Genomic DNA, 24,553 nt, shown 5'->3' on the forward strand with positions numbered 1-24,553 from the left:
GGGGGGGGAATTGCAGCGACACGGGCCCAACCCGCGAAGACACAGGCCCCAATATTTTCGTGTTGGGCCAACACCCGTTCGGAGGGGCCAGCCCCCCCCCCCCCCCCCACGCCCCGCGGCCCCCCCCCGCCGCCGGCCCCCCCCCGCCTATAACAGACTGGTAAGGAACTCAGGCGCGCCCCGGCGCGCCTGCGGGGATCACCCCAGGTTTGGCGCCAGCGTACGCTTCAGGTCTTCAATGCCGCGGCCGCTGCGCTTGGCGTAGTCTTCAAGCTGGTCTTCGCCGATGACACCCACGTTGAAGTACTGCGATTGCGGGTGGCTGAAGTAAAAGCCCGACACGCTGGACGCCGGGTACATGGCGTAGCTGTCGGTCAGCATCATGCCGATGTCGCTGCCGTCCAGCACGCGGAACATATCGGTCTTGACCACGTGTTCCGGGCACGCCGGGTAGCCGGGCGCGGGGCGGATGCCCACGTACTTTTCGGCAATCATGTCTTCGTTGGACAGGGCCTCGTCGGGCGCGTAGCCCCACAGGTCCTGGCGCACGCGGGCATGCAGGCATTCGGCGAAGCCTTCGGCCAGGCGGTCGGCCAGCGACTTCAACATGATGCTGGAATAGTCATCCAGCGCCTTCTCGAATTCCGCTTCCTTTTTCTCGATGCCGATGCCCGCCGTGACGGCGAACATGCCGATGTAGTCCATCTTGCCCGACGACTTGGGCGCAATGAAATCCGCCAGCGACTTGTTGCTGACGCCCTCGCGCTTGGCGCCCTGCTGGCGCAGGTTGCGATACGTGAACAGCACCTCGCTGCGCGTTTCGTCCTTGTAGATTTCGATGTCTTCGTCGTTGACGCTGTTGGCCGGGTAGAAGCCCACGACGCCGTTGGCCGTCAGCCAGCGGCCTTCGACAATGCGCTTCATCATGGCCAGGCCATCGGCATAGACCTTGCGGGCCTGCTCGCCCACGACCTTGTCATCAAGAATGGCGGGGAACGGGCCGAACAGGCTCCATGTCTGGAAGAACGGGCCCCAGTCCACGTACTTCACGATCTCGGCCAAGTCATAGCTCTTGAACGTGCGACGGCCGATGAACTTGGGGCGCGGCGGCGTGTAGTTGTCCCAGTCGATGACGGGGCGCGACGCGCGCGCATCCGCCAGCGGCAGAATCGGCGTGGCCTTGCGGTTGGCGTGGCGACGGCGCACTTCCTCGTATTCCTTGGCCAGCTCGGCCAGGTACGTTTCGGATTGGTCCGACATCAGGTTGGTGGCCACACCCACCGAACGGCTGGCGTCGGGCACATAGATGACCGGGCCTTCGTAGTTGGGCGCGATCTTCACGGCCGTATGCACGCGGCTGGTGGTAGCGCCGCCGATCATCAGCGGCAGCTTGCGGCTGCGGAAGTAATCGTCGCGCTGCATTTCGCTGGCCACGTAGGCCATCTCTTCCAGGCTGGGCGTGATCAGGCCTGACAAGCCGACGATGTCGGCGTTTTCTTCCTTGGCCTTTTCCAGGATCTGCGCGCAGGGCACCATCACGCCCATGTTCACGACTTCGAAGTTATTGCATTGCAAGACGACAGACACGATGTTCTTGCCGATGTCGTGCACGTCGCCCTTGACGGTGGCGATGACGATCTTGCCCTTGGCGCGCACGTCGCCGCCGGCCGCCGCAATCTGGCGCTTTTCTTCTTCGATGAAGGGAATCAAATGGGCCACGGCCTGCTTCATGACGCGCGCCGACTTCACCACTTGCGGCAAGAACATCTTGCCTTCGCCGAACAGGTCGCCCACGACGTTCATGCCGTCCATGAGCGGGCCTTCGATGACCTCGATAGGGCGACCGCCCCGGTCAAAGATCTTCTGGCGCACCTCTTCGGTGTCTTCCACGATGAAGGTGGTGATGCCGTGCACCAGCGCGTGCGACAGGCGCTGCTCAACGTCGGCCTTGCGCCAGGTCAGGTCTTCTTCGCGCTTGGCGCCCGAGCCCTTCACGCTGTCGGCAAACTGCACCAGGCGTTCGGTGGGCGTGCGTTCGTCGGACGGGTCCGTCTTGCCGACGGGGTCGGGGCGGTCCAGCACCACGTCTTCGACCAGGTCGCGCAGCTTGGGGTCCAGGTCGGCGTACACGCCCAGCTGGCCGGCGTTGACGATGCCCATCGTCATGCCTTCCTTGACCGCGTAATACAGGAACACGGTGTGGATGGCCTCGCGCATCGGCTCGTTGCCGCGGAACGAGAAGCTGACGTTGGACACGCCGCCCGAGATGCGGGCGTGGGGCAGGTTTTGGCGGATCCAGCGGGTGCCTTCGATGAAGTCCACCGCGTAGTGGTTGTGTTCGTCGATGCCGGTGGCGACCGCGAAAACGTTCGGGTCGAAAATGATGTCTTCCGGCGGAAAGCCTTCTTCTTCGACCAGGATCTTGTACGCGCGGCCGCAGATTTCCTTGCGGCGCTCCAGCGTGTCGGCCTGGCCGAGCTCGTCAAAGGCCATGACGACCACGGCCGCGCCGTAGCGGCGGCACAGGCGGGCGTGATGGCGGAAGGGCTCGATCCCTTCCTTCATGGAAATGGAGTTGACCACCGCCTTGCCCTGCACGCATTTCAGGCCGGTTTCGATGACTTCCCACTTGGAACTGTCAATCATCACCGGCACGCGCGCGATGTCGGGCTCGGACGCGATCAGGTTCAGGAAGCGGTGCATGCAGGCCACCGAATCCAGCATGGCCTCGTCCATGTTGATGTCGATGATCTGCGCGCCGTTCTCGACCTGCTGGCGCGCCACGGCCAGCGCCTCGTCGTACTTTTCCTCGCGGATCAGACGGGCAAACATCTTGCTGCCCGTCACGTTGGTGCGTTCGCCCACGTTGACGTACAGCGTGTCCTCGTCGATGTTCAGTGCTTCCAGGCCGGACAGGCGCGTCTTGACGGGAATGTCCGGCACGACGCGCGGCGTCAGCGCCGTGACCTTGTCGGCGATGGCGCGAATGTGGTCCGGCGTGGTGCCGCAACAGCCGCCCGACATGTTGACCAAGCCGGCGCGGGCGAATTCTTCCAGCAGCGCGGACGTGTCGGCCGGCGTTTCGTCAAAGCCGGTTTCGGCCATGGGGTTGGGCAGGCCGGCGTTGGGATACACGCAGACGTAGGTGTCGCAGATCTTGGACAGCTCGGCCACATACGGGCGCATCAGCGCCGCGCCCAGGGCACAGTTCAGGCCGATGGTGATGGGGCGTGCGTGGCGCACCGAGTTCCAGAAGGCTTCAACGGTCTGCCCCGACAGGATGCGGCCGGACGCGTCGGTGACGGTGCCCGAGATCATGACGGGCAGACGGATGCCGCGCGCTTCGAACACTTCTTCGGTGGCGAAGATGGCGGCCTTGGCGTTCAGCGTGTCGAAAATGGTTTCGATCAGGACGATGTCGATGCCACCGTCCAGCAAGCCGTTCAACTGTTCTATATAGGCCACGCGCAATTCGTCGAACGTGACGTTGCGCGCGCCGGGGTCGTTCACGTCCGGCGAGATCGACGCGGTCTTGGGCTGCGGGCCCAGGGCGCCGGCCACGAAGCGCGGCTTGTCCGGCGTGCTGTAGGCGTCACAGGCCTGGCGCGCCAATTGCGCGGAAACCAGGTTCAGTTCGTAGGCCAGTTCCGGCAGGTCGTAGTCGCCCTGCGCGATGGTGGTGGCGCCAAAGGTGTTGGTCTCGATGACGTCGGCGCCCGCTTCCAGGTATTGCCGATGGATCTCGGAAATGACATCGGGGCGCACCAGCGACAGCAGCTCGTTGTTGCCCTTGACGTCTTTGCCGTGGGCCGCGAAACGCTCGCCCCGGAAGTCGGCTTCGCCCAGCTTGTAGCGCTGGATCATGGTGCCCATGGCGCCGTCCAGGATCAGGATGCGCTTGCCCAGCAGGCGGGCGAATTCGCCACCCTGGGTATAGGCTTCGGGCGGGTACGGCAGGCGGGGATACGACACGGGCAGGTCCAGATAAAGTTGGCCAACAGCGGCGCGGATGTGGCTAAAAAGCGAAAAACGCCGAAAAAACAAGCCCTGATCGTAACAAAACGGGGTCTCTCGCGCCCTCGGGTGATACAGTTTCGGCCCCGAACCGGTGCTTTCGGCGCATCAGGCTGGCAAGAACACAACACTTGCCTGTCCGCGTGCGAAAGGTAAACGGGAAACAGGAAGATGCCCGCCCGGGCCGCCGCACCGCCTTGCCCCCCAGCAGGCAGCCGGCAAGCCCCGCGTCCAGCCTGTGCTGCCCCCGCAACGGTCCCCATGCGCTTTTCAAGCCCATGGCAGCCCGATACCGGCCAGTTCGCTCGTCAGGAAGTCCGTCGCCGCCGCCAGGCCAGCCTGGTGCGCCGTGGCGCGCGGACGTCCTTCCATCGTGATTGGCCTGCGGGGTCGCGGGTCGCATCGAGGTTATGTAGATGAAAGCCCGCTCTATCCGGCGTTACGCCGGCGCCCTGCTCTGTTCCGCTCCGGCCATCGCCGCCGCCCAGCAAGCTGCCCCCTCCGAACTCGACCCGGTCATCGTGACCGCCCAGCGCGTGCCGACCGACGGCCGCACGCTGCCAATATCGATTTCGGTGATCACCGCCCAGGACATCGCCGCCAGCAGCGCGCGCACCATGCAGGACCTGCTGTCGACGCAGGCCGGCGTCAACCTGATCAACACCAGCAGCTCCAGCGACAACGCGATTGTCGACCTGCGCGGCTTCGGCATCACAGGCGCCAGCAACACGCTGATCATGATCGACGGCGTCAAGCAGAACACCAACGACCTGTCGGCCCCCAGCCTGGGCGTGGTGCCGCTGGACCAGGTGGACCGCATTGAAATCGTGCGCGGCAGCGGTTCGGTGCAATACGGCGGCGGCACGACCGGCGGCGTGATCAACATCATCACCCGGTCCGATTTCTCGAAAGAACCGGTCACCGCCCGCGCCACCGCCACGTTCGGCAGCTATGGCCTGCGCCAGTACGACGCGGCCGTCGCCATGAACAACCAGAAGGTGGGCGTTGACGCCTACCTGCAATCGCTGCACACCGACGGCTACCGCGACCACAGCGGCGAGCGCCGCGAAGGTGGCGGCGGCGGCATCACGCTGCGCCACGACAACGGCTCGATCCGGCTGTACGGCCGCACCACCACGCAAAAGCTGGAGTTGCCCGGCCCGCGCCTGATCAGCCCGTCGACCGGCGTGAACGAATTCCAGGACGACCCGCGCGGCGCGAAGAACGATGTGGACTTCGTCAAGACCACGTCCACCACCTTCGGCCTGCAAGTCGAGCAGGCCATTGGCGTGGGCACCTTGTACGCCGACCTGTCCACCCGCGAAAAGAAGCTGAACGGCCTGACGTATGACGGCTTTGGCGACACGCTGCGCGACCAGAAGCTGGAAGAGAACATCGCCAGCGTGCGCTATCGCCTGCCGATCAACGGCGGCCACAGCCTGGTGTTCGGCGCCGACGCGCAAGAATCCAAGACCACCGCCAACCAGAACGCCTACTACGACTTCGAACCGTCCAAGTGGCAGTCGCGCCAGCACCAGTACGGGCTGTTCGCCGAAGGCCTGTTCCGCGCCACCGACAGCACCACGGTCACGGCCGGCGTGCGCCGTCAGTACGCGTCGGACGACCTGGAAGTGCTCAGCGGTTCGGGCACCCCGTCGGATCGCAGCAACCACCTGACCGCCTGGCAGCTGGGCGTGCGCCAGGACCTGTCCGCCGGCTTCGGCCTGTACGGCAAGGTCGGCCGCAGCTTCCGCCTGCCCAACGCCGACGAACTGCTGTCGGTGCAAAGCCCGCTGGCCGCGCAAACGTCCACCGACAAGGAAATCGGCGTGACGTGGCAAGGCGCCGCCAGCAGCGCCCGCCTGTCGTACTTCCGCTATGACCTGACCAACGAAATCCAGTACAACCCGCTGGCCGACGGCATGTGGGGCCCGGGCACCGGCGCCAACACCAACCTGGACCCGACCCGCCGCCAAGGCATCGAACTGGAAGGCCGCACCGCCGTGTCCAGCAGCGTCACGCTGGACGCCAACCTGACCTGGATGGAAGCGCAATTCCGCTCGGGCAACTACGCGGGCGTGGACCTGGCCGGCAAGACCGTGCCGCTGGCGCCCAAGTGGCTGGCCAACGCGGGCGTGACGTGGCGCCCCACCGATGCGTTCCTGTGGAACGTGTCGGCGCAGTATGTGGGCAAGTCGCGCATGGACAACGACCAGGCCAACCAATTCGACAAGGAACTGGACGCCTACGTGCTGTTCAACACGAAGGTCGCGTACAAATTCACGCGCAACGTCGAAGGCGCCATCGGCGTGAACAACATCTTTGATCGCCAGTACGCCACCTACGGCATACGCGGCGGCAATGCGTCGTTCGAAATGCTCGGGCCGGTTGCCAACTACAACCTGTACCCGGCGCCGGGCCGCAATTTCTACGCCTCGCTCACGCTGCGCTATTGATGGCGGACATCCGATATAGTCGGCGTTCTTCGCTGACCTTACCGGCTCTTGCATGACGTTCGCACGCGCATTGACCCGCCCCCGCCCGGGGCGGTCCCTGAAGCGGTCCCTGGGCCTTGTGCTGGCCCAGGGCGCCCTGCTGGCTTCGGCGACGACCATGGCCGCAACGTCGGTCGCATCCTCCGCTGCATCCTCCGCCGCATCCTCCGCCGCATCCTCGGCCGCAACGTCGGCCGTACTCTCGGCCGCAACGTCGTCCGCACCCTTGGCCAGTACCCCGGCCGCTACCCCGGCCGCAACGCCCGCCGGCACCGCCATCCACACGCAGGACGACAAGGGCCGCGCCGTGGCGCTGGCCGCGCCCGCGCGCCGCGCCATCACGCTGGCGCCGCATGCGACCGAACTGGTATTCGCGGCCGGCGCGGGCGACTATCTGGCCGCCACCATCCGCGGCAGCGACTACCCCCCGGCCGCGCGCCAGGTGCCCGTGATCGGCGACGGCACGCAACCCGACGCCGAGCGCGTGGCCGCCGTCCGCCCCGACCTGCTGATCGCCTGGCAACCCAGCGCCGCGCAACCTGTCGTGCGTGTCATGGACAAGCTGGGCGTGCCGGTGTTCTACAGCGACCCCTTGACGCTGGCCGCCATTCCCGACGCCGTGGAACGCATGGGCGTGTTGTTCGGCACCCAGGCGCAAGCCGGACCGGCCGCCGCGCAACTGCGCGCGCGCCTGGCCGCCCTGACCGCGCGCTACGCTGGACGCCGCCCGGTGCGCGTCTTCGTCCAGGCCGGGCTGGACCCGATCTACACCCTGAACGACAGCAGCATCGTCAGCGACGCGCTGCGCATCTGCGGCGGCGTCAACGTCTTTGGCCAGGCGCCCGTCGTGGCCCCCCAGGTCAGCCTGGAAGGCGTGCTGACCGCGCGGCCCGAGGCCGTGCTGGCAGGCGTGAGCCGGCCTGAAGACACCGCCCGCAACCTGGCCGCGTGGCAGGCGCTGGGGCTACCCGCCGCCCGCCTGGGGCATGTGTACGGCGTGGATGCCGACGCGCTGTATCGGCCGGGCCCGCGCCTGATCGACGCGGCCGAGGCCATCTGCGCCGATCTGGACCGGCTGCGCTGATCCGTTCTTTGCTGATCCGTTCCTTGCTGATCCTTTCTTTGCTGATCCGTTCCTTGCTGATCCGTTCTTTGCTGATCCTTTCTTGCTGATCCGTTCCTTGCTGATCCCTTCTTGGCGATCCCTTCTTGCTGATCCGTTCTTGGCAATTGCCGCAATCCTTGAAAAACGGAACGCGGCTTCCCAGGGACTTCCGCATGCGGCGCGACATCGTGCTTTATCATTCGCGAAAGCCTTTCAGTCAGCCTCCCGCGGGTATCGCTGCGCGCACCCGCCCTTTGAAACACCGCCATGACCACACAAGACACCCTCACCATCGCCGGGCGCGCCTATTCGTCGCGCCTGCTTGTCGGCACCGGCAAGTACAAAGACTTCGAACAGACCCGCGCGGCGCTGGATGCCAGCGGCACGGAAATCGTCACCGTTGCCATCCGGCGCACCAACATCGGCCAGAACGCCGGTGAACCGAACCTGCTGGACTACGTCCCGCCGTCGAAATTCACGCTGCTGCCCAACACGGCCGGCTGCTACAGCGCCGACGACGCCGTGCGCACGCTGCGCCTGGCGCGCGAGCTGCTGGACGGCCATGACCTGGTCAAGCTGGAAGTGCTGGGCGACCCGCACACGCTGTTCCCCAACATGCCGGAAACCCTGAAGGCCACCAAGACCCTGGTCGACGACGGCTTCAAGGTAATGGTCTATTGCACCGACGACCCCATCCAATGCCGCATGCTGGAAGACATGGGCGCCGTGGCGGTGATGCCGTTGGCGTCCCTGATCGGCTCGGGCATGGGCATCCTGAACCCCTGGAACCTGCGCCTGATCATCGACCAGGCCCGCGTGCCGGTCGTGGTGGACGCCGGCGTGGGCACTGCGTCCGATGCTGCCATCGCCATGGAACTGGGCTGCGACGCCGTGCTGATGAACACCGCCATCGCCGCCGCGCAAGACCCGATCCTGATGGCCAGCGCCATGAAGAAGGGCGTGGAAGCCGGCCGCGAGGCCTTCCTGGCCGGCCGCATGCCCAAGAAGCTGTACAGCGGCGCGCCCAGCTCGCCCACCGAAGGGCTGATCACCGGCGGCCCGGGCGCGCAGAAATGAGCTCGCGCCAACAGGACGGCAACGCCCGTCCCATTCCCAACGCGTTGACCATCGCGGGCGTCGACCCCTCCGGCGGCGCCGGCATCCTGGCCGACGTCAAGGCCATGAGCGCGCTGGGCGCGTACGGTTGCGCCGTCATCGCGGCGCTGACCGCGCAGAACACCCAGGGCGTCACCGGTATCTCGGCCGTGCCGCCCGCCTTCGTGGGCTTGCAGATCGACACGCTGTTCACCGACGTGCGCATCGACGCCGTCAAGATCGGCATGCTGGGCCAGTACCCGGTGATTGAAATGGTGGCCGAAAAGCTGGCCAAGTGGACCCCGGCGCACGTGGTGCTGGACCCGGTCATGGTGGCCAAAAGCGGCGACCTGCTGCTGGAGAACGATGCCGTGGGCGCCATGCGCGAGGCGCTGCTGCCGCAGTGCACGATGCTGACGCCCAACCTGCCCGAAGCCGGCGTGCTGCTGGAAGAGCGGCCGGTGGAAACCGTCAAGGAAATGCGGCGCGTGGCCGAACGCCTGCGCAACAAGCTGGCGCACTCGGGCGAACGCTGGGTGCTGGTCAAGGGCGGCCATCTGCCCGGCAACGAAACCATCGACCTGCTGCACGACGGCGACCGCATGATCGAACTGCCCGGCCACCGCATCGAAACGGCCAACACCCACGGCACCGGCTGCACCTTGTCGGCCGCGCTGGCGGCCTTGCTGCCCCAAATCGGGGACGTACCAGAGGCCGCGCGCCGCGCCAAGGCCTACCTGACCGAAGCGATCCGCCACGCCGAACGGCTGTCGGTAGGATCGGGCCACGGGCCGGTCCACCACTTTCACGCCTGGTGGTAGCAGGCCCGGCGCCCCACCATGCAAGCAGGGGTTGCGGATTATCGCGGCGCTTTTCGAAGCGCCGCGGTCGTTTCAGGCATCGTCACCCGGGCTGAAACGCCTGCTTGGCCCGAGCGCCGTCACAGGACGCTACGAATCGGTACAATGGCCGCCTGATTCCTCTGTTTTTTCCTGACCGTCATGAACGCTTCGACCCTGCCCGACGTAGAACAAGCCCGCTTCAATATGGTGGAACAGCAGATCCGCCCGTGGGACGTCCTGGACGCCAACGTGCTGCAAGCGCTGTTCGATGTGCGCCGCGAACAATTCGTTCCGCCGGCCCTGCGCGCCTTGGCGTTTTCCGACCTGGAACTCCCGCTTGAAATCAATGCGGTCAACACCCGCCAGACCATGCTCGCCCCCAAGGTTGAAGCGCGTCTGGCGCAAGACCTGCAATTGACCAAATCCGACTGCGTGCTGGAAATCGGCACCGGTTCGGGCTACCAGGCCGCGCTGCTGGGCTATCTGGCCCAACAGGTGACCTCGGTTGAAATCGACAGCCGCCTGGTGACGTTCGCGCAGCAAAACCTGCAAATGAACAACGTCACCAACGTCAAGGTCGAAACCGGCGACGCCCGCAACGGCTGGGGCTCGACTGAATACGACGCCATCCTGGTCACGGGTTCGGTGCCCGTCGTGCCGGACGCGCTCAAGTACCAGTTGCGCGTGGGCGGCCGTCTGGTCGTGATCGTGGGCCAAGCCCCCGTCATGACGGCCTGTCGCATCACCCGCACCACCGCCGCCAGCTTTGAAACGGTGAACCTGTTTGAAACCGTGATCAAGCCGCTGCGCGGCGTCGCGGTATCCCAGTTCAAGTTCTAAACCCTATCCCCGCCGCCCCGTGCCAGCCCCGCATCGGGGCCCGGGCACCCTGGGGCGGCCCGGCGTATCGTTGAAAATCATGCGCGTCCGATTGCTTACGGCTTTACTGGTTTTTACCGCCGCCGCAAGCGTCGGCCCGTTGCCCGCATTTGCGCAGAACCTGATCCAGGTCTGGCAAGCCGCCCTGGGCAATGACCCCACCTATGCCGCCGCCCGCGCCAACTATCGCGCCGGGCTGGAAAAAGAACCGCAAGCCCGCTCGCTGCTGCTGCCGCTCATTTCGGCCGAAGCCGGCGGCGCATATCAGGAAACGCGCAGCACGCGCGGCCTGGGCGTCGCCTACAGCGGCGGCCGCGGCGTCTGGGATCTGGCGCTGACGCAGCCGCTGTTCGATTGGGGTCGGTGGCAAAACTACGAGCAGTCCAAGCTGATTGTGGCCGATGTCGAAGTGCAGTTGCAGCAGGCCTATCAAGACCTGCTGCTGCGCGTGGCGGACGCCTATTTCAACGTGCTGTACGCGCAAGACGCGCTGACCGCGACCGAGGCCGAGAAGGCAGCCGTGGCGGGTCAGCTTGAGTCGGCCAAGCGCAATTTCGAGTTGGGCAACTCCACCGTCACCGACACCTATGAAGCGCAGGCGCGCTACGACCTGGTGGTCGCACAGGAATTGCGTCTGCAAAACGATCTGGACGTGCGCCGCGACGAACTGGCCAAGATCATCGGCACGGCGCCCGGCGCGCTGGCCGAACTGCCCTACGGCGTGCAACTGCCGTCGCCACAGCCGGCCCGCGTGAACGACTGGAGCACGCAAGCCGAGTCGTCCAGCCTGGACGTGCTGCGCGCGCAGTTGCTGACCCGCATCGCCGGCCGCGAAATCCAGATCGCCAAGAGCGGCCACTATCCCACCCTGAACCTGCGCGCCACCAGCGGCAGCGCCAGTGACGCCATCATGCGCAACGCGGCGCCGGGCAAGCCCATCGACAACACGGTGGGCGTGGTGCTGTCCATTCCGCTGTATTCCGGTGGCGGTGTGTCGTCCCAGGTGACCGAGAAGGTGCAGCTGGAACAAAAGGCCCGTCACGACTTCGAAACCGCGCGCCGCCAGGCCATCCAGGCCGCGCGCCAGTACTACACGGGCGTCACCAGCGGACTGGCCCGCATCCAGGCGCTGGAAGCCGGCGAAAAATCCAGCCGCGCCGCCGTCGAGGCCAACCGCACCGGCTACGAAGTCGGCGTGCGAATCAACCTGGACGTGCTCAATGCGCAGCAGCAGTTGTACGCGACGCAGCGCGATCTGGCGCTGGCCCGCTACAGCACGGTGCTATCGGGGCTGCGGCTAAAGGCCACCAGCGGCATCCTGGCGGAAACGGATCTGGAAGCGATCAACCGGTTGCTGCGGGAACCGCGCTGAGGCGGGGGATCGGGCTTGGATGCGGTGGGATGGGCTTGGGCCACGGGCTATGGGCTACGGACAAAAAAGGCGGCTTGCACAAGCCGCCTTTTTTCATGCCCTGCGTAGGCTCAACGCCGCTTGGCCTCAGCCGCCCTGGATCTTTTTCACCAGCGCCGTCGTGGACCGCTGGAATTCGAACGGTATGGCCACGGCGCGACCGCCCCAGCTTTTGACCAGGGCCGTTTCCGGCAACGCTTCCATGTCGTAATCGCCGCCCTTGACGATCAGGTCGGGCTTGATCTGGCCGATCAGCGCTTCGGGCGTGTCTTCGTGAAACGACGTGACCACGGTCACACAGCCCAGCGCGGCCAGCAGCGCGGCGCGGTCTTCCATGCGGTTCAGCGGGCGCTCGGCGCCCTTGCCCAGGCGGCGCACCGATTCATCGGTGTTCACCGCCACCACCAAGGTCGCGCCCAACTGCGCGGCCTGGTCCAGATACGTGGCATGGCCACGATGCAGGATGTCGAAGACCCCGTTGGTGAACACCAGCGGCCTGGGCAGGCGGCCGGCGGCAACGGCGGCGACGCATTCGTCGCGGGACAGGACTTTGGATTCAAAACGGGCGGCGGACATGCGGCGATTATATCCGCGCGCCCACCGCCCGAAAGTAGCGTTCAGGCGCCGCCCAGGATGATCTGCTTTTCCTTCGGTACGACCAGCGCCGTCATTTCCTTGCGGTAGCGGTTCAGGTCCTTCACCGTTTCAAAGCTGCGATCCATCAGCTTGGACAGGATGTGCAGAATGCGGCTGGCCACCTTCTGTTCCCAGATGCCGTCAAAGCGGATCTGCGTGTCCAGCCAGTGCTCAAGCCAGCCCGGCTCGGGCAGGCGCGACTGCACCGTGTCGTTGGGGAACAGGTCTTTGTTGACGTGCAGGTTGGTCGGGTGCAGCGCCTGCTGCGTGCGCCCGGCCGACGCCATCAGCACGCCGATCTTCGAGAACGCCAGGCGGGCTTGCTCGCTGGTGTCCTGGCCACGGTCGTGCAGCGCGCGGCGCATGTATTGCAGGTACGCGCCGGCATGGCGGGCTTCGTCCTGCGCCACGGTCTTGTAGATGGCCTTGATGACCGGCTCGGTGTGCCATTCGGCCGCGCGACGATACCAGTGGTTCAAGCGGATTTCGCCGCAGAAATGCAGCATCAGCGTTTCCAGCTCGGGCGCCGCGTCGAATTCAAAGCGCACGTTGTGCAGCTCTTCTTCGGTGGGCACCAGGTCGGGCCGGAAGCGGCGCAGGTATTCGATCAACACCAACGAGTGCTTTTGCTCTTCAAAGAACCACACCGACATAAATGCGCAGAAGTCGCTGTCCCCGCGGTTGTCGCGCAGGAACATCTCCGTGGCGGGCAGCGCCGCCCATTCGGTGATGGCGTTCATTTTGATCGTTTGCGCTTGCTCGTCAGAGAGCTTGCTGCGATCGAAATCTCCCCAGGGGATGTCGTGCGCCATGTTCCAGCGCACGGCTTCCATGGTCTTGAAGAGTTCAGGATAAAGCATGGTCTGCCCTTGTATTCGTCCCGCTTGTGGGGCGATAGAAATTAATGAATGGCGCGCGCGTCTTTCCGGCGAGTGACGCTGCTTTCATCCACCGCAGCGCTATTTTTCGCCGTTTCCCGCGAAGCTATGATGACCGTTTCATGAATGAAACATGACAGAGTTCGTCTAGACCATCGCGCCGCCTATCGGGTCAAGGCCCAGATTGCGACCCCGATCGCAAGAGCCAACACCCCAACCAGCGCTGCAACCAGCCGGTTGTTCTGTTCCTGGGCGCGCCGCAGGTGAATCATCTCGGCCAGCAGCGCGGGCGAGACGTTCGGGCGGCTCAGGTGGTCATGGACCAGCCTGGGTAAAGCGGGCAGCATTTGCGACCACTGCACGGCTTCTTTTTCCAGGCTTTGACGCAGCCCCTTGAATCCGACACGCTGGCGCATCCAACGTTCCAGATAGGGCTTGGCGGTCTTCCAGAGATCCAGGTCGGGATCGAGCTGGCGGCCCAATCCCTCGACGTTCAGCAACGTCTTTTGCAGCAGCACCAGCTGCGGCTGGATCTCGACATTGAACCGGCGCGACGTCTGGAACAGGCGGAGCAGAACCTGCCCCAGCGATATTTCGGACAACGGACGGTCAAAGTACGGTTCGCAGACGGCGCGCACCGCGCCTTCCAGTTCTTCTTCGCGCGTGTCGGCCGGCACCCAGCCGGACTCGATGTGCAACTGCGCCACGCGGCGGTAATCGCGGTGGAAGAAGGCCAGGAAATTCTGCGCCAGATAGTTTTTGTCGAATTCGGACAACGACCCGACGATGCCGAAGTCCAGCGCGATATAGCTACCCAGCGTGTCGGGGCGATCCGACACGTAGATGTTGCCCGGGTGCATGTCGGCGTGGAAAAAGCCGTCGGTGAAGACCTGCGTGAAGAAGATTTCCACGCCGGTGCGCGCCAGGGTCGGGATGTCGATCCCGGCCTCGCGCATGCGTTCCACCTGGCCCACCGGCATGCCGTACATGCGCTGCATGGTGAACACGGTGGACGCCGTGTATTCCCAGATCACTTCAGGCACGATCAGCATGTCGCCGCGGCCCGATTCCGGGCCGAAATTGCGGCGCAGCTGGCTGCAATTGGACGCTTCGCGCACCAGGTCCAGCTCGTCGTGCAGGTACTTGTCGAATTCGGCCACGACTTCGCGCGGCTTCAGGCGGCGGCCATCGGCGCCCAGGCGCTCGATGATGCGCGCCACGATCTTGAGCAGCGACAGGTCTTTTTCGATGATGCCCAGCATGCCCGGGCGCAGCACTTTCACGGCGACTTCGCGGCCGTCGTGCAGCACGGCAAAGTGCACCTGGGCGATGGAGGCGGACGCGACCGGGTCCACGTCGAACTGCGCGAACAGCTTTTCAGGCGGCGCGCCCAGCGCGGCCTCGATGCAGGCCGCGGCCTGCGCGGACGGGAACGGCGGCACGCGGTCTTGCAGCAAGGCCAGTTCGTTGGCGATATCCGCCGGGATCAGGTCGCGGCGCGTGGACAGCACCTGGCCAAACTTGACGAAGATGGGGCCCAGGGATTCCAGCGCCAGGCGCAGGCGTTGCCCACGCGGCTGGCGCGGGCGGGTGCCCAGGCGGATGACGCGCAGCAGGCAGGTGGCCAGCGGATGATTCAGGCTGGACAGGACCAGTTCGTCCAGGCCATAACGCAGCGATACGACGATGATGCGAATAAGGCGCAGCAGGGGAAACATATATCAGGCGCCCCGCTTTGCACTGGCGGACGCCAGACGGGTTTGCAGGGCGGTGGCCGAACGCGCCAACGCGTCGGCGCTGGCGGTGAGCTCGGCCAGATCCAGGCGCCATTGCTCCAGCGCCGGGCGGCCCACCAGTACGCCGGTTTCTTCAGCCAGGTATTCAGACACGTTTTCCGCCAGGCGCTTGCCGGCTTTACGCGCGCCATCGGCCGCCGAGCGGGCGCCGCCCACGATGCGCAGTGCGGCGATATCGCCCACCACGCGGGCCAGGGCGTCTTCGGGATCGAAACGCAGCTGCTTGGCAAGGTCGGCTACGACCTGGGCCAGCGCGGCGTCGCCCGAAATATGCGTGGCCTGTGCGAAATCTGGCGTTTCACGGTCAGCGCCCAAACGCGGCAGGGGCAGCTTTTCAGGCGCCACCGTCAGCGTCACATCCGGCACCACGGCGGGGTCGGCCTGGGACGCCAGGCCTTCGCTATCGATCGTCAGGCCCAGCGTGAAGCCACCCAGCGCAAAACGCACCGTCTTGCCGGCGTGCCGCGCCAAGCGCTCGCGCGCCCATTCTTCGCGCCTCAACAGGGCGTTGAGCGCACTGACAGCCATTCGAGAGGGCGTGGGCAAGAAGGAAAAAGGCAGCATGACGGTGTGCAACACCCCGGGGCAGGGCTTGCCGCAATTAGTGGCTAAATCGGGAGTGTAACGGGTTAGATGGCACCGCGTTTAGTACAACGGGACAAGGAAAAACCGGCCCTTCTAGGGCCGGTTCGAGTGGATGCCCTGGGGCATCCGGCAACGGAGGACAGAGTCAGCCCCGATCAAACAGCGTTTAGCTGGCCAGATCCACGGGGATCTGTTGAATGCCGGCCAAGAGCCAGCCGCCATTGGCGGGCTTGAACAGGTTCCAGACTTCTTCGAAGCGGAAGGCTTCGGCGCCCGGTGCCTCGCGCAGCATGCCGGAGAAGCGCACGCTGGCCAGGTGGCCGTCGGACACGGTTTCGATACCCAGCATTTCGGCGTTCAGCAAGACCACTTCGGTCTTGTTGGGCGCTGCACCGCGCTCGGCCAGTTGCGGCTTGAGCTCGGTGATCAGGTCATCGGTCAGGAAGTCGCGCAGGCCATCGGTGCTGCCGCTGTCCCACACGGCCTGGATGCGCACGAACTGCTCCTTGGCCTGCTTCAGGAAAGCGGGCGTGTCGAAATCACCCGGCACGAACCAGTTGTTGTCCTCGCCGGCCTTGGGCAGCACGGCCGGAGGCGCCACCGGGGCGGCAGCGGCAGCGGCCGGAGCGGCGGCGGCGGTGGGCTTGAGCGCTTCACGCCACATCGGCTGCTGTTGCTGGCCGGGTGCATTGTTGGCGCCATTGAACGCGCCTTGCGTTGCCGTACGCGGACCCGCGCCACGCAGGCGGCGGATGATGAACATGACGGCGAACACGACAGCGGCGATCAGCAGCGCGGAACCGAGGAATTCGGCGAACGCGCCCGACAGGCCCATGCTGGACAACAAGGCGGCGATACCCAGGCCGGCGGCGATGCCGGCGATGGGGCCAAGCCAGCGCGACGCGCCGCTCTTGGCGGCGGCGCCCGCGGCACCGGCCGTGGCTGCACCGGCGGCTGCCGGGGCGGCGGTGGCGCCGGCCGTGTTGTTGGCGGCGGCCGGCGGCGTGGTGGCCTGGCGCTGCTGGGTCACATTGGAGGATTGGCGGCCGACGCTGCTGCCGCCACCCGCACGACGGGCTTCGGCATCAAACGATGCCGTCACCAACGCCGCGCCGGAAACGGCGATGAGCGCTGCGGCGACAAACCGCGAAAGACAGAATTTGGTCATAGAGTTAGCTCCCTCGTACTCGCGCCCCCGCTGCCCCGAGCAGCAAGGAGTCCCACGGACAGCGGGACCTATTCGCGACTTTTCTTACAGTAATCTGAATGTCGTAAGAATAACGGACAAGATGCCGCCCCACAAGTTCCCCGTGGGGGGACAAATCATCCGATGGACACGCCGGGCTCAGCCCAGGCGCACGCCCTCGTGCAGGGCGGCGATGCCGGCGGTCAGGTTGAAGTACTGCACCCGTTCCAGCCCGGCGCTGCGCAGCATGTCGGCCAGGGTTTCCTGGTCGGGATGCATGCGGATGGATTCGGCCAGGTAGCGATAACTGGCCTCGTCCTTGGCGACCTTCTTGCCCAGCCAGGGCAGCACATTGAAGGAGTACCAGTCATAGGCGGGGGCCAAGGGCTTGGCCACGCGCGAGAATTCCAGCACCAGCAGCTTGCCGCCCGGCTTGAGCACGCGGGCCATTTCAGCCAGCGCGCGGTCTTTATGCGTCATGTTGCGCAGGCCGAAGGCCACGCTGACGCGGTCGAAATAACCGGTGGGAAACGGCAGGCGCTCGGCGTCGCAGACGGCGGTGGGCAGCAACAGGCCCGCGTCGGTCATGCGGTCGCGGCCCACGCGCAGCATGGAATCGTTGATGTCGGTCAGCCAGACTTCGCCGGTGGGGCCGGCGCGCTTGGCGAAGGCCTTGGCCAGGTCGCCCGTGCCACCCGCGATATCCAGCACCTTCATGCCGGGGCGGATGGCGGCGCGGCCAATGGTGAAGGCTTTCCAGACGCGGTGCAGGCCGGCGGACATGAAATCGTTCATGACGTCGTAGCGCTGGGCAACCGAATGGAAGACTTCGGCAACCTTGCGGGCCTTTTCGCCTTCAGGCACCGTTTGAAAGCCAAAATGCGTGGACTGGGCGTTGTCCTGCGCGGAATGTTGCGATTCGGAGGGGTTTTGCATGGTGAATTCCCGATATATCGTGGCAATGGTAGCCTATCGGCCCCCAGCGGCGGCGCGAAGAACCTGCCTGCGGGACGCCCTGCGGTCACATACCTGAAATATTGCGGCCATACTATCGCAATGTTCGCGCCGCGCCGGCGCTCAGAAGCGTGCCAAATTCGCCATGTCCAGCACCATCCTCGTCGTCGAAGACGAACCCGCAATCCAGGAACTGATCGCCGTCAACCTGTCCTTCGCGGGGCACAAAGTGCTGCGCGCCTTCGACGCCGACCAGGCCCAGACCCTTATCCGCGCCGAACTCCCTGACTTGATACTGCTGGACTGGATGCTGCCCGGCACTTCCGGCCTGGCGATGGCGCGCAAGCTGCGCAACGACGAGCGTACCCGCGCCGTCCCGGTCATCATGCTGACCGCCAAGGGCTCCGAGCAAGACAAGGTCGACGGCCTGGAAGCCGGCGCCGACGACTACATCACCAAGCCGTTCTCGCCCAAAGAGCTGATGGCCCGCATCAAGGCCGTGCTGCGCCGCCGCGCGCCGCAGCTGACCGACGACGTCATCGACGTGGGCGGCCTGAAGCTGGACCCGGTCACGCACCGCCTGTCGGGCAACAGCCAGTCGCTACAGATCGGCCCCACCGAATTCCGCCTGCTGCACTTTTTCATGACGCACCCGGAACGCGTGTTCTCGCGCTCGCAACTGCTGGACCAGGTCTGGGGCGACCACGTGTTCGTTGAAGAACGCACCGTTGACGTCCACATTCGCCGCCTGCGCAAGGCGCTGGAACCCAGCGGCCACGACGCGCACGTCGAAACGGTGCGCGGCAGCGGTTACCGGTTTACGGCACAGCTGCCCACGCGGTAAAACTGCCGCACGATGATCTGGCTGCGCACACTTTTCCTGGTCGCCCTGTGGGCGGTGATTGCATTACTGGCGCAATGGCTCATAGGAGATCCTTGGGGCTGGCTGGTGTTTTGCGCCGCGCTGACCTCCATGTTGCTCTGGCGCAGTTGGCGCCTGACGCTGGTATCCCACTGGGCCAATCACCCGGACACCTCTCCCCCCGCTTCCGTCGGGCCATGGGACGACATCCTTGCTCCCCTTTACCGCTATACCCGCGCTCGCGCCAGGGAACTGGCCGAAACCCGCGACACCATGCAAGGCATGCTGGCCGCCGCCCAGGCCTTGCCGGACGGCGCGGTCACGCTGAATGAAGACTTTCAGATTGACTGGTGCAACCGCATGGCGCGCCAGCATCTGGGGTTGCGGCTGCCGGCCGATCGTGGCCACAACCTGCTGAACCTGCTGCGCGCGCCCGAGTTCGTGGAATACGCGCATCGCCCGGCCTGGCCAGAGCCCATCCTGGTGCGCCTGGGCCAGCAAGGCCAGGAACGGCTGATGATGATGCAGCTGACCGCCTACGCCAGCAATCAGCGGCTGCTTATCACCCGCGACGTCACGCAGATCGAGCGCCTGGAAACGACGCGCCGCGATTTCGTGGCCAACGTGTCGCACGAGCTGCGCACGCCGCTGACCGTGCTGGCCGGCTTTCTGGAAACGCTGCGCGACATGCCGGCTGACGCGCTGCCCGAAGAACAGCGCGCGCAGTACATCGACATGATGCATGAGCAAGCCCAGCGCATGCAGGCCATCGTGGAAGACCTGCTGACCTTGTCCACGCTGGAATCGTCGCCGGGCAGCGACCCGCGCGCCATCAACATGGGCGCGCTGCTGCAAAAGGCGCGCCAGCAGATCGAGGCGCTGTCGGGCGGCCGCCATGTGCTGGAATGGCATATCGACGACACGCTGGACGTGCTGGGCGCGGAAACCGAACTGACCTCGGCGCTATCGAACCTGCTGACCAACGCGGTGCGCTACACGCCGGACGGCGGCACGATCACCGTACGCTGGGAACGCGAGGCCGATGGCGGCGCGCGCTACAGCGTGCAGGACACCGGTATCGGCATCCCGGCCCGCCACCTGCCCCGACTGACCGAACGGTTCTATCGCGTGGACCGCGGGCGTTCGCGCGCGGTGGGCGGCACCGGCCTGGGGCTGGCGATCACCAAGCACATCGCCATGCGCCACGACGCCGAACTGCTGATCACCAGCGAACCGGGCAAGGGCAGTGTGTTCGCCCTGCGTTTCCCGCCGGAGCGCATCGCGATCGGCGAAGCGGCATAGAAGGCGCGTCGCCGACGCCGGGCTGACAACCCGGCGTTGACGCGCACGGCGGGCGTCGGATCGCCCCCGCCATCCCCGGCGCCACGGCCTGCGCCCGGCCTTTCGGCCCCGCGCGGGCGCCGCGCGGGTGGGGCGCGGGTGGTAAATTCCCGGCCATGCGCATCCTGGTCATTGAAGACGAACCCAAGCTGGCCGACTACCTGAAGAAGGGCCTGTCGGAGCAGAGCCATGTCGTGGACCTGGCGCGCAATGGCGTGGACGGACTGCATCTGGCGCTGGAAGGCGACTACGACCTGATCGTGCTGGACGTGATGCTGCCCGGCGTGGACGGCTTCGGCATTCTGGCGGCCGTGCGGGTTCGCAAAAACACCCCCATCCTGATGCTGACCGCGCGCGATGCGGTGGAAGACCGCGTGCGCGGCCTGGAAGGCGGCGCCGACGATTACCTGGTCAAGCCCTTTGCTTTTTCTGAACTGCTGGCGCGTGTGCAGGCGCTGCTGCGCCGCGGCCGCGCGCAAGAACCCACGCTGCTGCGGCTGGCCGACCTGGAGCTGGACCTGGCCAGCCGCCGCGCCCAACGCGGCGGCCGCCGGCTGGACCTGACCGCCAAGGAATTCAGCCTGCTGGCGCTGCTGCTGCGCCGCCAGGGCCAGGTGCTGTCGCGCACCACGCTGGCCGAACAGGTGTGGGACATGAATTTTGACAGCGATACCAACGTGATCGACGTCGCGGTGCGCCGCCTGCGCGGCAAGCTGGACGACCCGTACGACACCAAGCTGCTGCACACGGTGCGCGGCATGGGCTACGTGCTGGAATCGCGCCACCCGCCGCTGCCGGCATGACGCGGGCTGCCCAGTGGCCGCGCCGATGAAGCTGCCTCCATGTCGCTGCTCCCATGTCGCTGCTCCCATGTCGCTGTTCCCATGTCGCTGCCCCATGTCGCTGCCCCATGTCGCTAGCCCGATAACGCTGCCCGCATGACGCCCCTCCCATGAAGCCGCCCCGCTCTCGCCCGCCCCGCATCCGCTCCATGCAGGCCCGACTGACGCTGCTGCTGGGCGCCATCGCGTTGCTGGTTTCCAGCCTGGCGGGCGCGACCTTGTTCTGGGCGTTGAAGCGTGAAGTGGAACGCCAGGAAATTACCGAGGTCAGCGGCAAGCTTGAACTGATCGACCACCTGATCGACATGCAGAACAGCGCCAGCGGCCTGCACGACCTGGCCGCCACCTTCGACGAGATGCGCGCCGGGCAGGGCCAGCTGGGCATCTGGATCGTGGACGCGCAAGGCCATGCCGTCTACGGCGGACCGCCGCCCGACACGCTGGAAACGGTGGACGGCCGGCAGGTGGTGCTGCAAAGCGCCGACGGCGGCCGCATGCGTGGCCTGCGCGTGGCCATGAACGACCGCATCCTGCCCGGCGCCCACCTGACGGTGGCCGTCAGCACCCGCACCAGCGGGCAATTTTTGTACGCCTACGGCACCGCGCTGGTGCTGATCTGCGCGCTGTGGGTCGGCGCGACGGTCGTGCTGGCGGCCTGGGCGGTGCGCCGCAGCATGGCGCCCACCCGACGCCTGTCCGAGCAGGCCGCGCGTATCCAGCCCGACAACCTGGCGCATCGGCTGCCGCTGGCCGACACCGACCGCGAACTGCATGATCTGGTCATATCGTTCAACCGCACGCTGGAGCGGCTGCAAGCGGCCTACCAGCAGATGGAAGGCTTTAACGCCGACGTGGCGCACGAGTTGCGTACGCCGCTGGCCACGCTCATCAACGGCACCCAGGTCATGCTGTCCTCGCCACGCGATGCCGCCGAACTGCGCGACGCGCTGGCATCCAACCTGGAAGAACTGGAAGACTTGAAAACGCTGGTCAACGACATGCTGTTTCTGGCCCGCGCCGACCGTGGCGAACTGGCCGCCGACCTGGCGCCGGTATCGCTGGCCGCCGAGGCGCGCCGCGTGGCGGACTATTACGAAGCGATGTTGGAAGAGCAAGGCGTGCATCTGCGTTGCGAGGGCGATGCCAAGGTGGTGGCCAACGCCGGGCTGGTGCGCCGCGCGCTGGCCAACCTGATCGCCAACGCGATCAAAGCCACACCGGCCGGCCGGGACATCGTGGTGTTGTGCTCGGCCGTGCCGGGCGGCGCAAGGGTCGAAGTGTGCAACGCCGGCACCCCGATTCCTGCCGCCGACCTGCCCCGCATCTTCGACCGGTTCTTCCGGTCGGGCCAAAGCCGCGCCCCGCGCAGCGAAGGCCACGGGTTGGGCTTGGCCATCGTGCGCGCCATCGCCCGCATGCACGGCGGCGACGTCGACGCAACGTCGGACGCCAGCGGCACGGTGGTGGGCATCACGCTGCGTGGGCCGGGGGCCTTCCGGTCCGATTTTCCGCACGACGTGGCGTAGCAGTATCCGCCGGGCGGGACGTCGAACATTACAAAAACGTAATCTACGCGACAGGATCGGGTCACCGCCGCCTTCCTACAGTGTCATCACGGTCATTCCCTCAAGGATTCTTGTGAAAGACGCTATGCCGCGTATCGGCCACGACACGCCCTTCGCCGCCCCACGCGCGGCTCTGTCGCGCCGCCGTTTTGTACAGGGCCTTGCCACCGGTGGCGCCTTGGCGTCGCTGGGCGCCTGGCGCTCGGCGTTGGCTGCCTCCACCGGCCCTGCCGCCACCGAATTGCGCGGCACCGAGTTCCATCTGGAAATCGGCGAGACGCCCGTGAACTTCACCGGCGCGGCCCGCATCGCCACCACCGTCAACGGCCAATTGCCCGCGCCGCTTCTGCGCTGGCGCGAAGGCGACACCGTCACGCTGCATGTGACCAACCGGCTGCGTGAACAGACGTCGATCCACTGGCACGGCATTCTGCTGCCGTCGGACATGGACGGCGTACCCGGCCTGAGCTTTGGCGGCATCGACCCCGGCCAGACTTTCACCTACCGGTTTCCCGTGCGCCAAAGCGGCACGTACTGGTATCACAGCCACTCGGGCTTTCAGGAACAGACCGGCTTGTACGGCGCGATTGTCATCGACCCTCACCATCCGCCCGCCATCGCCGCGGACCGCGATTACACGTTGCTGTTGTCGGACTGGACGGACGAAGATCCCATGCGCGTCTTCAATAAGCTGCGCGTGATGCCCGACTACTACAACGGCATCCAGCCCAGCGTGCAGAGTTTGTCCGCCGACGCGCAAGGCCGGGGCTGGGGCCCCGCGTTGTCCGAGCGCCTGATGTGGGAACAGATGCGCATGAACCCCACGGACCTGGCCGACGTGTCGGGCGCCACCTACACGTTCCTGACCAACGGCGCGACGCCCGCCGGTAACTGGACGGGCCTGTTCAAGCCGGGCGAACGCATCCGGCTGCGCTTCATCAATGGATCGGCAATGACGTACTTCGATGTGCGCATTCCCGGCTTGAAAATGACGGTGGTGGCCGCCGACGGACAGGACGTGCGGCCGGTGGACATCGAGGAATTTCGCATCGGGGTGGCCGAAACGTATGACGTGATCGTGGAACCGAAGGACGCGCGGGCCTACACGATATTCTCGCAAGCCATGGACCGCTCGGGCTATGCGCGCGCCACGCTGGCGCCGCGTGCCGGGATGCAGGCCGAGGTGCCGGAACTGGACCGCGTGCAATGGCTGGGCATGATGGACATGGGCATGTCGCATGGCGCGCCGGGTGATGTGCCCGCTGACACCGGTGCGTCGGGCCACGGCGCCATGAATCACGGCGACGCGCACGCCAAGCACCCCAAGGAAGCCATGGACGCCACGAATGCCACGCATGCCATGCCAGCCACGCCATCCGCGCAAGGTGGCATGGTGCAGGTCAAACACCCGTACCCGACGGAGCGCGGCGTGGGCAATTCCATGTTGCCAGACGTCGTATCCACGCGCCTGGACGACCCTGGCGTGGGCTTGCGCGACAACGGCCGCCGCGTGCTGACCTACGCGGACCTGCACTCGGTGCATCCTCCCGAGGACAACCGCGCGCCGTCGCGCGAAATCGAATTGCACCTGACGGGCAACATGGAACGCTACATGTGGTCGTTCAACGGCGTGAAGTTTTCGGACGCCAAACCCATCTTGCTGCGCTACGGCGAACGCGTGCGCTTCGTGCTGGTCAACGACACGATGATGACGCACCCCATCCATCTGCACGGCCTGTGGAGCGACCTGGAATCGCCCGACGGCGCGTTCCAGGTGCGCAAGCACACCATCACGCTGAACCCGGCGCAGCGCCTGAGCTACCGCGTCAGCGCCGACGCGCGCGGACTCTGGGCGTATCACTGCCACCTGCTGTATCACATGGAGGCCGGCATGTTCAGAGCGGTCGTGGTGGAGTAAATGATGAGACCCCTTACCTCTTTGATGGGCCTGTGCGCCCTGTCGATAACGCTGGCCACGACGGTCGCCTCGGCCCAATCCGCCGATGTCGATCATGGCGCGATGGATCATTCCGGCATGGATCACGGCGCGGCGCAAGCGCCCGCCCC

The 24,553-nt window shown here is 65.9% G+C and carries 18 protein-coding genes; 11 read left to right on the forward strand and 7 right to left on the reverse strand.

Going from position 1 to position 24,553, the window contains the following annotated elements; all coding sequences use genetic code 11:
• Positions 1-198 precede the first annotated feature (198 nt).
• Positions 199-3,972: a methionine synthase gene (metH, locus tag YH64_RS28215; protein ID WP_046807666.1), complete on the reverse strand. Its 3,774-nt coding sequence runs from the start codon at positions 3,970-3,972 to the stop codon at positions 199-201.
• A gap of 458 nt (positions 3,973-4,430) precedes the next feature.
• Between metH and YH64_RS28220 the strand changes: the two genes are divergently transcribed.
• The 6 genes from YH64_RS28220 to YH64_RS28245 all read left to right on the forward strand — a co-directional run bounded on the left by YH64_RS28220 (position 4,431) and on the right by YH64_RS28245 (position 11,802).
• The gene (locus tag YH64_RS28220; RefSeq protein ID WP_046807649.1) at positions 4,431-6,470 is read left to right on the forward strand and encodes a TonB-dependent receptor; all 2,040 of its coding nucleotides are present in this window, start codon (positions 4,431-4,433) and stop codon (positions 6,468-6,470) included.
• Between the two features lie 52 nt (positions 6,471-6,522).
• Positions 6,523-7,593: a cobalamin-binding protein gene (locus YH64_RS28225; RefSeq protein WP_370512785.1), complete on the forward strand. Its 1,071-nt coding sequence runs from the start codon at positions 6,523-6,525 to the stop codon at positions 7,591-7,593.
• Positions 7,594-7,881: 288 nt separating this feature from the next.
• Entirely contained in the window at positions 7,882-8,691 is an 810-nt protein-coding gene (locus tag YH64_RS28230) for a thiazole synthase (protein WP_046807651.1), read from the forward strand.
• Positions 8,688-9,530 (forward strand): bifunctional hydroxymethylpyrimidine kinase/phosphomethylpyrimidine kinase, encoded by an 843-nt coding sequence (thiD, locus tag YH64_RS28235; RefSeq protein WP_046807652.1) that lies wholly within the window; start codon positions 8,688-8,690, stop codon positions 9,528-9,530. The genes YH64_RS28230 and thiD overlap by 4 nt, the downstream gene beginning before the upstream one ends.
• A 180-nt stretch (positions 9,531-9,710) precedes the next feature.
• Positions 9,711-10,391, forward strand: coding sequence for a protein-L-isoaspartate O-methyltransferase (locus YH64_RS28240; RefSeq protein WP_046807653.1), 681 nt, complete (start codon positions 9,711-9,713; stop codon positions 10,389-10,391).
• A 79-nt stretch (positions 10,392-10,470) separates the two neighbouring features.
• On the forward strand, positions 10,471-11,802 hold the full coding sequence (locus YH64_RS28245; RefSeq protein ID WP_046807654.1) for a TolC family outer membrane protein: 1,332 nt from the start codon (positions 10,471-10,473) through the stop codon (positions 11,800-11,802).
• A 126-nt stretch (positions 11,803-11,928) separates the two neighbouring features.
• Here the strand turns inward: YH64_RS28245 and rfaE2 are convergent, their stop codons facing one another.
• From rfaE2 to ubiE, 6 genes are all read right to left on the reverse strand, one after another.
• On the reverse strand, positions 11,929-12,417 hold the full coding sequence (gene rfaE2, locus YH64_RS28250) for a D-glycero-beta-D-manno-heptose 1-phosphate adenylyltransferase (protein ID WP_046807655.1): 489 nt from the start codon (positions 12,415-12,417) through the stop codon (positions 11,929-11,931).
• Between the two features lie 41 nt (positions 12,418-12,458).
• The gene (locus tag YH64_RS28255; RefSeq protein ID WP_046807656.1) at positions 12,459-13,337 is read right to left on the reverse strand and encodes a ferritin-like domain-containing protein; all 879 of its coding nucleotides are present in this window, start codon (positions 13,335-13,337) and stop codon (positions 12,459-12,461) included.
• A gap of 182 nt (positions 13,338-13,519) precedes the next feature.
• On the reverse strand, positions 13,520-15,073 hold the full coding sequence (ubiB, locus tag YH64_RS28260; protein WP_046807657.1) for a ubiquinone biosynthesis regulatory protein kinase UbiB: 1,554 nt from the start codon (positions 15,071-15,073) through the stop codon (positions 13,520-13,522).
• A gap of 3 nt (positions 15,074-15,076) precedes the next feature.
• A complete protein-coding gene (locus tag YH64_RS28265; RefSeq protein WP_046807658.1) occupies positions 15,077-15,715 on the reverse strand; it encodes an SCP2 domain-containing protein in 639 nt (212 codons plus the stop codon).
• Between the two features lie 187 nt (positions 15,716-15,902).
• A complete protein-coding gene (locus YH64_RS28270) occupies positions 15,903-16,904 on the reverse strand; it encodes a Tim44 domain-containing protein (RefSeq protein ID WP_046807659.1) in 1,002 nt (333 codons plus the stop codon).
• Between the two features lie 177 nt (positions 16,905-17,081).
• Positions 17,082-17,858, reverse strand: a complete 777-nt coding sequence (gene ubiE, locus YH64_RS28275; RefSeq protein WP_046807660.1) for a bifunctional demethylmenaquinone methyltransferase/2-methoxy-6-polyprenyl-1,4-benzoquinol methylase UbiE — start codon at positions 17,856-17,858, stop codon at positions 17,082-17,084.
• A gap of 163 nt (positions 17,859-18,021) precedes the next feature.
• Here ubiE and phoB point away from each other — a divergent pair, with 163 nt between their 5' ends.
• The 5 genes from phoB (at position 18,022) to YH64_RS28300 (ending at position 24,404) form a co-directional block, all read left to right on the forward strand.
• Positions 18,022-18,720: a phosphate regulon transcriptional regulator PhoB gene (phoB, locus tag YH64_RS28280; protein ID WP_006227196.1), complete on the forward strand. Its 699-nt coding sequence runs from the start codon at positions 18,022-18,024 to the stop codon at positions 18,718-18,720.
• A 12-nt stretch (positions 18,721-18,732) separates the two neighbouring features.
• Positions 18,733-20,040, forward strand: coding sequence for a phosphate regulon sensor histidine kinase PhoR (gene phoR, locus YH64_RS28285; RefSeq protein ID WP_046807661.1), 1,308 nt, complete (start codon positions 18,733-18,735; stop codon positions 20,038-20,040).
• 155 nt (positions 20,041-20,195) lie between these two features.
• Positions 20,196-20,882 carry a heavy metal response regulator transcription factor gene (locus YH64_RS28290; protein WP_104144789.1) on the forward strand — a complete coding sequence of 229 codons (687 nt, stop codon included), beginning with the start codon at positions 20,196-20,198 and terminating at the stop codon, positions 20,880-20,882.
• Between the two features lie 188 nt (positions 20,883-21,070).
• Complete coding sequence (locus tag YH64_RS28295; RefSeq protein ID WP_082134682.1) at positions 21,071-22,447, forward strand: heavy metal sensor histidine kinase; 1,377 nt, start codon at positions 21,071-21,073, stop codon at positions 22,445-22,447.
• Positions 22,448-22,571: 124 nt separating this feature from the next.
• Positions 22,572-24,404, forward strand: a complete 1,833-nt coding sequence (locus tag YH64_RS28300) for a copper resistance system multicopper oxidase (RefSeq protein ID WP_046807664.1) — start codon at positions 22,572-22,574, stop codon at positions 24,402-24,404.
• The last annotated feature ends 149 nt before the right edge of the window (positions 24,405-24,553 follow it).

Source organism: Achromobacter sp. LC458 (assembly GCF_001005835.2).
GTDB lineage: Bacteria > Pseudomonadota > Gammaproteobacteria > Burkholderiales > Burkholderiaceae_B > Achromobacter > Achromobacter spanius_B.